At 64.5% G+C, this 12,934-nt stretch carries 8 protein-coding genes; 5 read left to right on the forward strand and 3 right to left on the reverse strand.

What is annotated here, in order from left to right; translation table 11 throughout:
- Positions 1-33: 33 nt before the first annotated feature.
- Complete coding sequence (locus AB0N72_RS02005; protein WP_364081161.1) at positions 34-1,908, reverse strand: DUF222 domain-containing protein; 1,875 nt, start codon at positions 1,906-1,908, stop codon at positions 34-36.
- Between the two features lie 394 nt (positions 1,909-2,302).
- Between AB0N72_RS02005 and AB0N72_RS02010 the strand changes: the two genes are divergently transcribed.
- Both AB0N72_RS02010 and hrpB read left to right on the forward strand, forming a co-directional pair.
- Positions 2,303-3,346, forward strand: coding sequence for an NAD(P)-dependent alcohol dehydrogenase (locus AB0N72_RS02010; protein WP_363932083.1), 1,044 nt, complete (start codon positions 2,303-2,305; stop codon positions 3,344-3,346).
- Between the two features lie 86 nt (positions 3,347-3,432).
- Complete coding sequence (gene hrpB / locus AB0N72_RS02015; RefSeq protein ID WP_363932081.1) at positions 3,433-6,039, forward strand: ATP-dependent helicase HrpB; 2,607 nt, start codon at positions 3,433-3,435, stop codon at positions 6,037-6,039.
- 10 nt (positions 6,040-6,049) lie between these two features.
- Here the strand turns inward: hrpB and AB0N72_RS02020 are convergent, their stop codons facing one another.
- Positions 6,050-7,684 carry an amidohydrolase gene (locus AB0N72_RS02020; RefSeq protein ID WP_363932080.1) on the reverse strand — a complete coding sequence of 545 codons (1,635 nt, stop codon included), beginning with the start codon at positions 7,682-7,684 and terminating at the stop codon, positions 6,050-6,052.
- A complete protein-coding gene (locus AB0N72_RS02025) occupies positions 7,674-9,131 on the reverse strand; it encodes an APC family permease (protein ID WP_363932078.1) in 1,458 nt (485 codons plus the stop codon). Before AB0N72_RS02025 ends, AB0N72_RS02020 begins: the two co-directional genes overlap by 11 nt.
- A 157-nt stretch (positions 9,132-9,288) precedes the next feature.
- On the opposite strand from AB0N72_RS02025, the gene AB0N72_RS02030 reads away from it, so the two are divergent.
- The 3 genes from AB0N72_RS02030 to AB0N72_RS02040 all read left to right on the forward strand — a co-directional run bounded on the left by AB0N72_RS02030 (position 9,289) and on the right by AB0N72_RS02040 (position 12,929).
- Complete coding sequence (locus tag AB0N72_RS02030) at positions 9,289-9,906, forward strand: TetR/AcrR family transcriptional regulator C-terminal domain-containing protein (protein ID WP_363932077.1); 618 nt, start codon at positions 9,289-9,291, stop codon at positions 9,904-9,906.
- Positions 9,903-10,637 (forward strand): M50 family metallopeptidase, encoded by a 735-nt coding sequence (locus tag AB0N72_RS02035; protein WP_363932075.1) that lies wholly within the window; start codon positions 9,903-9,905, stop codon positions 10,635-10,637. Before AB0N72_RS02030 ends, AB0N72_RS02035 begins: the two co-directional genes overlap by 4 nt.
- 189 nt (positions 10,638-10,826) lie before the next feature.
- Positions 10,827-12,929: an elongation factor G-like protein EF-G2 gene (locus AB0N72_RS02040; RefSeq protein WP_363932074.1), complete on the forward strand. Its 2,103-nt coding sequence runs from the start codon at positions 10,827-10,829 to the stop codon at positions 12,927-12,929.
- The last annotated feature ends 5 nt before the right edge of the window (positions 12,930-12,934 follow it).

A 12,934-nucleotide genomic window follows, 5' to 3' on the forward strand; every position in this document is an offset into this window, starting at 1 on the left:
CGCGGTGCCATCTTTGGTCCGGCATGGCTTTTTCTATGTTCTGAGTGGTGTGTGGTGGTGGTTGCGGCGTGGTGTTTGGTGGGGGTCGATGTGGGGTGGGGGTGTGAACCAGGGGGCGCCGGTTTGGACGCGGATTTTCCATTGTTCTTTGTGGATGAGGTGGTGGTGGTGTGAGCAGAGCAGGACGCCGTTCTCTGTGCCTGTGGTGCCGCCGTGTGTCCAGTAGGTGATGTGGTGGGCTTCGCACCAGGGTGCGGGCATGGTGCAGTCGGGGAAGGCGCAGCCGCCGTCGCGGGCGGTGAGGGCTTTGCGGATGTGGGGTGGGAAGATCCGGGTGCTGCGGCCGATGTCGAGTATTTGGGAATCGGTGCCGAGCAGGACGGGCAGGATCTCGGCGTCGCAGGCTATTTTCCGGATGGTGTTCGGGTGCATGGGGCCGGTGAACGTCGCTGTCCCGGTGCTGGTACCCGCGCCGGTGCCGGTGCTGGTACCCGCGCCGGTGCTGGTGCTGGGGGTCTTGCGGGGGCTTGGCTGGTTCGTGGTGTTGGGTTCTGTGGCGCTGGTACGGGTGAGTTGTTGGAAGAGTTCGTGGTGGGCGATGGTGATGGTGAGTTGGGGTCGGAGTCCGCCGTTGGTGGGTAGTTTCCCGGTGGTCATGGCCAGGGTGCAGGCGCCGACGAGGCCGTCGAGGAGTTTCTGGGCCCGGCAGCGTCGGTCCAGCTCCGGCCCCGGGGTGCTGTTGGTGTCGGCGGTGCTGGTGCCTGGGGTGGTGGTGAGGCGGGGGTTGGTGGCGACGTTCATGGCGGTGGCGAGGATTTCGTATTGTTCGGTGGTGGCGAAGATTTCCAGGTGGTGCAGTCCGTGGCGGCGTCGGCGGCGGAGGAACGCGCCTTGGACGTGGCGGAGGGCTTCTTCGGTGGGTTCGGGGCCGTCGTGGTCGATGTAGTCGGTCCAGCGTCGGGCCATGGTGGCGAGGAAGTCGGGGTCGGACTGCGCGGCGGTGGTGGTCAGGGCGTGTTCCATGCCGGCGAGGGTGTCCTGGTCGGTGAAGTGTTGGGCTTTGTCCAGGGCAGTGCTGATGATCGTCGCGGAGCGGGACGAGACTTGCCCGGTGTGGACTGCGGTGGCGAGTTCTTCGCGTCGTGCGGGGATGTCCTGCCCGGTGGTTCCAGTGCTGGTGAGCAGGACGGGGGCGAGAGCGAGCCGGCGCCGGGCTTCACCGATACCGATCCGCAACCGGGCCCGAAGGAACTCCGCCGCGTTCCGGTACCCATCATCCAACACGCTGCCACCGTCACCGGCACCGGCGCTGCCTCCTTCACCTGCAGCAGTTCGAGTGTCCGGGGTAGGGCCGGCTCCCTGTGCTGCGGGTTCGGTCCATCCTGTTCGCCATTCCTGGGCACTGGACGGTCTGGACGGCCTGGATTGTCGCGCCTGCGCCTCACTCCGGGTCCGTTCCACAGCTTGGGCCGCGACGATCTGGATGTATTCCACGCACCGGGAAATCTCCTCGACCCTGCCGGCGAAATCCGCGGCCTCCGCGAACCCGAACAACCGGGCATCCCCCGCGGCCGAATCCCGCAACCCGGTCAAGGCTTCAAAAGCATCATCAAGAAAGGAACCCACCTCAGATACGGTGCCCACCTCAAAGACGGCACCCACCTCAGTTACGGAACCCGCCTCGAAGACGGAACCTTCACTGAGTGCTTGCCTCAGTCCCAGGACAGCACCACCGGAATCAGACCCGGACCCGCTGCCCTCGTTATGGAGGGCTTGGCTGTCATGCCCGGGCAAGGACACAGTGGCAGGTGGTCCAGCGGGCCGGAACTGGCCTGCCGGAGGTTCAGACCGGGCGGACGCGTCAGAGAAACCAGCCTGCCGCGTGAGTACCTGCCCCTTCATTTCCATACAAAAAGCCTGTCACCACCAACCCACACCCGTTAGCCCCACATCGAGCTATGTGGAAAACTCATCGAAACCAGCTCAGCGCCTCCTGACTGGAGCCGTGGAGGCCCTAAACAACCGGGCCACAAAGAACCACGCCGCAAAACCCCCGACCCGCCGCCGTCGCCCGCATCCGGGCCGTCGCCCGCATCCGGGCCGTCGCCGGCAAAGCCCCGGCCCGCCGCCTCGGCCTGTAGCGCGTTGCCCGCAAGCGCCAGCACCCAAACCGAAAACCACCTGACAGGTATACACGCCCCAAGGGAGGGTCTGTCATTACCCCTAACAGCAGTGACTCCTTACGTTCAGCCAAAGAGTGTTAGATGGAAACATCCACTAAAGACAGATACGCAGGAGAAACATGCCTACCGCTTCCGCATTTGCTTCACCTTCGGCCACGGGCGACCTGACCCTGACCACCATTGAACGCCGTGAGGTTGGGCCGAACGACGTCCATATCGATATCAAGTTCGCGGGCATCTGCCACTCGGATATCCATACCGTTCGCGGCGACTGGGGCCCCCAACAGTATCCCCTGGTACCGGGCCACGAAATCGCCGGCATCGTCACGGAGGTTGGCTCCGAAGTCACCAAGCACAAGGTCGGCGATCGTGTCGGTGTTGGCTGCATGGTGAACTCCTGCAAGGAATGCAGGAACTGCCTTGCCGGGGAGGAACAGTACTGCCTCAATGGCAACGTGGGTACCTACGGCTCGGTTGACCGCGACGGCACCATCACCCAGGGCGGCTACTCAAGCAATGTGGTCGTGAACGAAGACTTCGTGGTGACCATCCCGGAAGGATTGGACCTGGACGTTGCTGCTCCGCTGCTTTGCGCCGGCATCACGACGTTTTCCCCGCTGCATCACTGGGGTGCGGGTCCGGGCAAGAAGGTCGCCATCATAGGCTTGGGCGGCCTGGGCCACATGGGCGTCAAGATCGCCCACGCCATGGGCGCCGAAGTGACGGTCCTGTCGCAGTCCCTGAAAAAGATGGAGGACGGCCTTAAGCTCGGCGCGGACCACTACTTCGCGACCAGCGACCCCGCCACCTTTGAACAGCTTGCCGGCACATTTGACCTGATCATCAACACGGTCAGTGCATCCATCGACATCAGCGCCTACCTTCAGTTGCTGGCACTGGACGGAACGCTCGTCAACGTCGGCGCACCGGCCGAGCCACTGCCGGTGAACGCCTTCGCCCTCATAGGCGGCCGTCGCCGCTTCGCCGGTTCCGCAATTGGTGGTATCCGCGAAACGCAGGAAATGCTGGACTTCTGTGCCGAGCACGGCCTTGGTGCGGAGATCGAGCTCATTCCGGCAAGCAAGATCAATGACGCTTATGAGCGCGTTCTCGCCTCGGACGTCCGCTACCGATTCGTCATCGACGCCTCCACCATCGGTTAGGACCAGCCAGTGCAGGGGCCGCGCCCTCCAGGGGGCGCGGCCTTTCGGCTGCCGGAACGCTGCCAAAAAACAGCGACAATGGGTTGGTGACTTTCAGACTGGACACTATCGGCAAGGGACTGGTCTTCGCCGACTCCATCGGGAACCTCGCCGAGTCGTTGACACAGCAGGGCGACGGCGGCGCGGTAGTCGTCCAGGCACCGCCCGGTACCGGGAAGACCACTTTGGTGCCCCCGCTGCTGGCGAATCTGGTCGAACAGCGGCAATCCGCCCAACCACGTGTCGTCGTGACGCAACCGCGGCGTGTCGCTGCCCGCTCGGCTGCACGCCGGCTCGGTTCCTTGGACGGAACCCGCTTGGGCGGCAGGGTCGGCTTTACCGTCCGGGGCGAAAGCAGAACCAGCGAAGGTACAACGGTGGAGTTCGTCACGCCTGGGATCCTCGTGAGGCGGCTCCTCACCGATCCAGGCCTTGAGGGCATCCACGCCGTTGTCCTGGACGAGGTCCATGAGCGTGGCCTCGAATCCGATCTTTTGCTGGGCATGCTCGCCGAGGTCCGTGAGCTCCGCGGGGACCTCACCATCGTGGCCATGTCGGCCACTGTCGATGCGCAACGTTTCGCTGCGCTGCTGGGAGATGCGCACGACGACGGCGGCCCGGCTCCCGTCGTCGACTGTCCTTCCGCCCTGCACCCCTTGGAGGTCCTGTGGCGTCCAGGCGGGCAAAGCCGCCTGGATGAGCGGGGAGTGGCCCGCAGCTTCCTGGACCACGTTGCCCGGACCGCAGCGGCCGCCCACGCTAAAGTCCTGGCCACGACCCCTGAAGCGGATGCTTTGGTCTTCCTTCCGGGCGTCCGCGAGGTGTCCGACGTCGCCTCCCGCCTCCGGGCGGAGTTGCCAGGAAATATCGAAGTTCTTGAGTTGCACGGCCAGGTTCCTCCCGAAGCCCAGGATCGGGCAATCTCCGGGCGCGGGCCGGGAGGCGCGCCACGCATCATCGTGTCCACATCCTTGGCCGAATCGTCACTCACCGTTCCGGGAGTACGGTTGGTCATAGACTCTGGACTGTCCCGGGAACCGCGTCGCGATGCGGCCCGCGGCATGTCCGGACTGGTCACCGTTTCGTGTTCCCGTGCCTCCGCCGAACAGCGTGCCGGCCGTGCGGCGCGGCAGGGCCCGGGAACCGTGGTCCGGTGTTACGACCAACGCGCACTTGCCGCGGCACCGGCCCACCAAACCCCGGAGATCCTCGCCACGGACCTGACCGGTGCTGCTTTGCTTCTTGCCTGTTGGGGCGCGCCCGGTGGCCGGGGGCTGGCCCTGCCGGATGCCCCGCCCCTGGCGGCAATGAACGATGCCATGGAGGTTCTGAAGGAACTCGGTGCTGTCTCAGAGGACGGAACAGCCACAGCCCTGGGTAAGACCTTGGCACGCATTCCCTCCGATCCGCGCTTGGCCCGGGCCCTGCTGGACGGCTCAGCAGTTGTTGGCCGCCGCGCCGCAGCTGAGACGGTGGCGCTCGTAGCTGGCGACCAGCGGGCACCCGGGGCGGACCTCACCAAACTGCTGGCTTATTTGCGTTCCGGATCGGATCCCGCGGCCCGGCGTTTCGCTGAGGACGTGAAGCGGATGGACTCCATCGCCCGGAACGAGGCGTCCGCCGTCGAGCCTGTCCCGAACGCTCATCGGCTCGCGCCGGGCGAGGCGCCTGGGTTCGTAGTGGCGCTGGCGTTCCCGGACAGAATGGCCAGACGGGTTCCGGGCGATGGCCCGGCAAGCTATTTGCTCACCTCGGGTACGCGGGCGGGGCTGCCAGCGGGAAGTCCACTGTCCGGCCATGACTGGCTGGCGGTTGCTGAGGTGTCGCGCGCGCAAGGCCGCGACGCTGCCGGCACGGGAGCGGTCATTCGCTCGGCTGCGCCGCTCTCGGCAGAACTGGCGGAAGCTGCGGCTCCCCACCTGCTGACCCGGAAGGTGCACGCAACGTTCAATCAAGGTCGCGTGACTGCCCGGCTGGAGCGGAGGCTGGGTGCGATTCTGCTTTCCTCCACTCCGGTTCGGGCCAGCATCGAGTCCGGACGCCAAGCGGTGGCCGCTGCCCTGGCGAAAAACGGCTTGTCCGTGCTCACCTGGTCAACTGCCGCCGATTCTTTGCGTCGGCGGCTGGCGTTGCTGCACCGCGAGCTCGGCTCGCCGTGGCCCGACGTCACGGAGGCCGGCTTGCTGGCAAGGCTGGAAGAGTGGCTGGCGCCGGAGATGGAGGCCATGGCCACTGGCGCAACGGCCTCCGCGATTGACCTCGGCGAACCCTTGCGCCGGCTGCTTCCCTGGCCAGAGGCCAGCCGTTTGGATGTCCTCGTTCCGGACCGCCTGAAGGTTCCCAGCGGTTCGTCGATTCGCCTGGACTATCCAGGCGTCGATGACGACGGCGGCCGTCCCGTTGTGGCGGTCAAGCTGCAGGAATGCTTTGGCCTGGAGAGCACGCCCAGACTTGTGGACGGCAAGGTTCCGGTGCTCTTCCACTTGTTGTCCCCAGCAGGGCGGCCCCTGGCTGTCACCGACGACCTCACCTCTTTTTGGTCCGGGCCCTACGCCCAGGTCCGGGCAGAGATGCGGGGCCGTTACCCCAAGCATCCCTGGCCCGAAGACCCGTGGACAGCGCCGGCGACTGCCAGGACCAAGAACCGGCTGTAGGCCGGTGCGGCTAGGACAGCCGGTCCAACATGAATTGCATCTCCCCGTCCACGAACGTGCCCAAAACGCAGCTGGCAGCGAATTCATCCGGTGCGGCCGTGAGCGGGTCGAGTTCGAAGGCCGTGAAGTCAGCCCGCTTGCCCACGGAGATCGACCCCGAAACATCCCAGAGCCCCGCAGCTTTGGCCGCATGTGAGGTGTAGCCTTCCAACGCTTGAAGGGCCGTGAGGGCTTGCCCGGGGGCGATCGGTTCCTGTTCGGGGTGGCCCGAACGTCGCCGCAACCGCGCATCTGCCATGATCGGCAAGGGCTGGAACGGTGCGATCGGCCAATCAGATCCAATTCCCAGGACAACCCCGGCTTCACGAAGATCCCGGCATCGCCACGCCCTGTCGGCCCGCTCCGAACCCAGCCTGGTGGACCAGTTGTCGCTGTGGTCCGCCAGCGAGTAGTGCGTGCAATGGGTCGGTTGCATGCTCGCCACAACGCCCGCATCCTTGAAGCGCGCTACGAGGTCGTCCGGCACTGTCTCAATATGCTCAATCCTGTGGACCGTCCGGTGAAGGACGTCGGCTGGTACGACAGTGCGCAGCCACTCCAAGGCTTCCAGTACATGGCTCACTCCGGCGTCGCCAATGGCGTGGGTGGCCGTCGGTATTCCCCGGGATGCAAAGTAGCGGACGGCAGTTGAGTATTCCTCGGGCCGAGGCCAAAAGGGTGCCGTGGATTCCCCGTACAGGTCAGGTTCGTAAAGCCAGGCCGTTCCGTTGTCCACCGTGCCGTCCACAAAAAGCTTGATGGCTTCGACGGACCAGCGGCGTCCTCCCGTGCCCATGCTCCGGGCAAGTTCTTTCCAGTCATCTTCTCCGGTGCCGGGCATGCACCATGGCGCGGCACGCAGCCTCAGTGGCAAGTCGCCGTCGGCCTCCAGCGCGTGGAAGAGCGCTGAGGATTCTTCGCTGTGATCCATGATGTGGCCACCGGTGAGTCCTGATCTCGCGAAATCCCGGAGGAGCCCAGCCAACCTTTCCTTCCGTCGCTCGAACGACTCCTGGGGAATATGGCGTTGAACCAGTTCCATGGCTGCGGCTTCAAGCAACAGCCCTGTAGGAACTCCGTCGGCGTCACACACAACTTCCGAGGCTTGCTCGAAGTCATACCTGCCGCGGACGCCGGCGAGGTCCAATGCGCGGCTGTTGGCCACTGCGGAGTGTCCGTCGAACAACCGGACCAGCGCCGGTTTGCCGCCGCTGACCTCGTCCAGGATGCTGCGGTGCAACGGTACTGTGCCAAAGGCGTTCGGATTCAGGCCCCAGCCACGCAACCAGTCGTCGTCGCGGGCTGCCTGCGCGCTGAGGAGCGACCGGACTTCGTCCAGCGTGGCCGCGCCGGAAAGGTCCACGCCAATGGTGAGGTCCAGGCCAAAGACGGGATGGATGTGGCAGTCGACCAAGCCCGGCGTCAGCGTCGCGTTGCCGAGGTCCACCACATGGGTGCCCGCCTGGCGCCAGCCCGCAGCGTCCGCGCGGCTTCCGACGGCGGACACCGTGCCGCCGCTGACGGCGATCGCCTGGACGGGCTCGTGGTGCCGGTACCCGTCCATTGTGTGGATGGTGTCGGCGAGGACGATGAGTTCAGGAGTCATGGGTTTCGAAGCTTCCAATCCGGGCGAAGATGTCGGGGCGGGCGGTCCGCAGGCGGCGGGCGATCAGCAGGCCTGCAAGGAAAACGATGGGCGTAACGGCAAGGAGGATGGTGTTGGTGAGGGCATCGGCGAAGGTGAGGAGTTCAATGTTGATGGCGATCAGGGCCACCACGCCGAACAACAGGACGGCAGAGGCGACGCTCAACGGAACGAGCAGCCGGTTCGTCACGGCGGCGGCATTCCGTCGGAGGTACATGAACGCAGCCACCGAAACGAGGCCCTGCAAGGCCACGATTCCGACAATGCCTGGCGTGTTGACCCAGATCAGCAGGTGTTTGTACGGATCAGCATTGGCAATGGCGCATATCAGGATGACGACGGCGGCCAGGACGGTCTGGATCTGCCCGGCGCGGTGCGGCGACTTGTACTTGGGGTGCGTCTTGCCCAGGAAGGCTGGAAGGATGCCGTCTTTGGCAAGCATGTAGACGTACCGGTTGATGGCGTTATGGAAGGCCAGTTGCGAGGCATAAACGCTGGTGACGATCAGCAGGTACATGACTACCTCGGCCCAAGGGCCGACGTACTGGTTGATGGTGGCGAAGAACATCCCGTCGGCAAGCTCGCCGGCGGCGGCCACCACGTTTCCGTTGCCGAAGGCCTGGATGACGGTCCACACAATGAAGGCGTAGAACACGGACATGAATCCAACGGCAATGTACGTAGCCCGGGGGACCGACTTGTCCGGGTCCCTGGCTTCACGCCGGTAAAGGACTGTTGATTCGAAGCCCATGAAGGCCGCGAAGCAAATGGCGAGGATGGCCAGGACGCCTGGCGTGAAGGCGTGCTCCGGGGAGAAGGAGTCGAAGCTGATGCCCTCGGCGCCGCCGTGGGCCAGGATTCCGACGCCCATGATGGCGAGGATTGCTGTTTCCGCGATCAGCAGGACGCCCAGGACCTTGGCACCGACGTCGATGCCGCGGTATCCGAGGAACCAGACGGCTGCGATGGCGACCAAGGCGACAACCGGCCAGGAAACGTCCAGGCCGAAGAGGGTCCTCAGCATGGCTTGTGTCTGCACCGCGAAGAGCCCATAGACGCCGATTTGCAGGCAGTTGTATGACACGACCGCCAGGATGGCCGAGGCAAGCCCCACCGTCTTGCCCATGGCCAGTGTGATGTAGGTGTAAAAGCCGCCAGCGGCTTTGACGTGCTTGGTCATGGCCATGAAGGCGATAGCAAATACCAGAAGCACTGCGCCCGCGATGACGTAGCCCATGGGGGCGCCTATGCCCCCGATTCCTATGGCTACCGGGGCTACGCCGGCCATGACGGTGAGGGGGGCTGCTGCGGAAATCACGAGGAAGGCGATGCCGCCGGTGCCGATGGCGTTCCGTTTAAGCCCGTTTCCGGCCTCTGCTGTTGGAGGCCGGGTTTCTAGGTCAGACATGGGGATCCTATGGGAGTGTGGGGGGATTTGGTTTGGGGGAGGTGCGAGATAAGCGAAAGGCTTTCGTTTATCGTAAAGCCTTGTGACCCGCGGCACAATACCTGACCCGTAACTTCTGGCTAGAGTCGTAACATCAACCTTGAATGGAGCAATTTACATGGCACGCCCGCTGGTCCCGCTGATATCCATCGACGCACTCGTCACCGCCGCCCTGGAATTGGTGGACGAAGCAGGGGACTTCAGCCTGCCCAAACTGGCCAAACGGATCGGCGTCAGCCAATCTTCCATCTATAACCACGTCAGTGGACGCGAAGAGATCCTCGAACTCATGCGGGGCCGCATCATCTCAGAGAGCCCGTACGAACTAGGCGACCACCAGGATTGGGAGGCGGCACTTCGGACGCTTGTGCGCAGCTACAGGGACGCCTTTGCCCGCCACCCCCGGCTCGCGCCCCTCCTGGTACTCCAGACCGTGCAGGACCACCAGGTCCTCGCCCTCTACGAGAACCTGGCTGTGGCACTGGAAGCCGCCGGCTTCCGGGGCCGGGATGTGCTGTCCGCGATTTCGACCATCGACAGCTTTGCCTTGGGCTTCGCCCTGGACCTGGCAGCCCCGGACGTTGTCTGGGCCCCGCCGTCGCATGGCTTTCCCGCCCTCACCAGTGCCTTGGCGCATGGGGGACCTGCTGACGAGCGCGGTGAAGCGGCCTTCGAATTCGGCCTGGAAATCCTCATCGCGGGCCTCCACGCCCGGCTTCGGACCACAGTTCTGTGAGCCTTCTGCAAACGTGGTGGGATGCCGTTGTCCGCGGCTTCACCGAGAGCCACACCACGGCGGTGCCGCTGCCGGTCCTGCTTGGCATCCTCGCCTGTGCCGTAATCCTTAGCATCCCCCGGGCCACCTGGCGTTGGTTCGGCCTGTACGTGACGTTCGTCCACGAGCTGGGCCACGCCTATGCAGCACTGATGACGGGCAGGTTCGTCCACGGTCTCAGGATCGGCCTTGACCATTCCGGGCGGCTCGTCAGCAGCGGCAGGAGTGCCTTCGGTGCCGCGTGGTCAGGATTCTGGGGTTATCCCGCCCCGGCAGTGGTGGGATTGTGCCTGATCGCGGCAGTCAGTACCGGGCGTTCCGGTGCTGCCATGTCGGTGGGGGCCTTGATCCTGCTGGTCTCCCTGGCTTTCCTGAGGAACCTCACGGGAATACTGGTGGCTGCGGCAAGTGCGGTAGTGGCACAGGTCCTGATCCTTTTCGCCACTCCCACAACCGTCAGTTACGTGGTGCTGGCCCTTGGGGTCGCCCTGTCAGTGGGCGGGGTGCGCGACCTCCTCAAGCTCGCAGGCGTCCATGCAAAGCGCCGTGAACGGCTCGCGGCATCCGACGCTTTTATCCTTGGCCGGACCACCGGTGTGCCGGCGTTCGTGTGGCTCTCGGGATTCACGGTGGTCATTGCCGCCTGCGCAGTGGCATCAGCCTGGCTGCTGTGGGGCATGCTCTCCGTCTAGTCCTGGCCGGCCCTCAGCCCTGGGGCCTAAAGGCTTTGAGGACGTACGACGGCGCGGGCTTGGGTTTGGTGCCTGCAGGCACTTGCCCTGTGGTCACCTCAGGGTGTCCAATCCTCTTTAAGATTCGGATTTGCGGGTTTGAACCCACGAGCGTTCGGACTCCGTGCCGGGAGACACCAGGAGGCGTCCATGTCTGCAAAGGCCACGCGCGAAGCGGCAAAAGGGGCGGGTCCCACCGCCTACGAGACCAGACGCAGCGACAACGGTGTGGCTTTGATGGCCCACGACCCCGCCAAAATCCGCAACGTGGCTTTGGTCGGGCATTCAGGTTCCGGCAAATCGATGCTCGTGGAGTCACTGCTCGCAGCGACAGGAGCCATCAGCAGGATGGGTTCCATCAGCGAGGGCAACACCGTCAGCGACTCTGATCCCTCGGCCATCCATCAACAGAGGTCGGTCACCCTGTCAGTGGCCCCGATACTTGTTGGTGACATCAAGGTCAACCTGATCGACACCCCGGGCTACACCGACTTCACCGGCGAATTGCGAGCTGGTTTGAGGGCCGCCGACGCGGCCCTTTTCGTTGTGTCCGCAGTGGAGGGGATTGATGGTGCCACGGTGGCACTATGGGGCGAGTGCGAAAAGATCCGGCTGCCCCGCGCCGTCGTCGTCAACAAACTGGACCATCCCCGCGCCGACTTCAGCGCCGCCGTCGGGCGCTGCCGGCAGGCCTTCGGCGAATCCGTCCTCCCGCTGTATCTTCCAGCGTTGGGCAATGCTGGACTCATCGGTGTCCTCCACGGCGGAGTGGAGGGCATGACGGCGGACGCCGACGTTGCAGCGGCAAGGGAGCCTTTGGTGGAGGGAATCATCGCCGAAAGCGAAGATGAAACGCTCATGGACCGGTATCTGGGTGGCGAAGAGCTGCCTCTGGTCGATCTCGTCAAGGACCTGGAAACAGCAGTGGCGCGTGGCAGTTTCTTTCCTGTCATGCCAACATCGTCCGAAACAGGCCTGGGCCTGCCCGAACTGATGGCGCTGCTGACTGATGCCCTGCCCTCACCCCTTGAGCGGACGGCACCAGCGGCGATGGCCCTCGATGGCTCATCCCTGAAGCCTTTGCACTGCGACCCAGCGGGTCCTCTTGCAGGCGAAGTCGTGCGGACCACCGTGGATCCCTTCCTTGGCCGGGTGTGCTTGGTCAGGGTCTTCTCAGGAACCCTGCGCGAAGATTCGTCCATCCACATCGGTGGCAGGGGACTGGCTGACAGGGGACACGAGGACCATGACGCCGACGAACGCGTGACCCATCTCTATTCCCCGGTGGGCTCCAGCCTCAAGGCCATACCGCAATGCATCGCTGGTGACATTTGCGCCATCAGCAAGCTCGCCAGCGCCGAGACTGGCGATACCGTCTCCGACCGCGAGGCCCCCCTCCTGATCGAAACCTGGAACATGCCCGAACCCCTGATGCCGATCGCCGTCGAGGGTGCCTCACGCAGTGACGAAGACGCGCTGGCCAAGAGTATTGGAAAGGTGGCGGCTGCTGATCCGACGCTCAGGCTGGAACGCAACCCCGACACGCATCAGCTCATCCTGTGGTGCATGGGGGAGGCGCATGCCGAAGTGATCATGGACCGGCTGCGAAACCAGGGCGTCAAGCTTCAGACGGTGGACATCGTCACTCCCCTGAGGGAGACCTTTGCCGGTAAGGCCACAGGACACGGGCGCCACGTCAAACAGTCTGGTGGCCACGGCCAGTTCGCCATCTGTGACATCGAGGTGGAGCCGCTGGCACGCGGAGAAGGGTTCGTGTTCACGGACAGGATTGTTGGCGGCGCAATTCCGGCAACGTTTGTCACGTCCGTGGAAAAGGGAGTCCGTGCCCAAATGCTCAAGGGCGTATCTGCGGGGTTCCCAGTGGTGGACATTAAAGTAACCTTGGTGGGCGGTAAGACCCACAGCGTGGACTCATCGGATGCCGCTTTCCAGGCAGCGGGAGCCCTGGCACTTCGGGAAGCTGCCGCCGCTGCTCAAATCCAGCTCCTTGAGCCGGTCTCCTCCGTGGTGATCAGCGTCCCCGACGAATACGTGGGCGCCGTCATGAGCGACCTCTCCGGACGGAGGGGGCGGGTGAACGGCACGAATGCCGTCGAAGGCGTGGGGACTGAGATCTACGCCGAGGTGCCGGACCAGGAGCTGCTGCGGTACGCCGTCGAACTGCGGGCCCTAACGGCTGGCACCGGACAGTTCCGGAGGTCGTACCTTCGCCACCAACCGCTGCCGAAGTAGCTGTG

This window comes from Paenarthrobacter sp. NPDC089307, from assembly GCF_040685055.1.
Classification (GTDB): domain Bacteria; phylum Actinomycetota; class Actinomycetes; order Actinomycetales; family Micrococcaceae; genus Arthrobacter.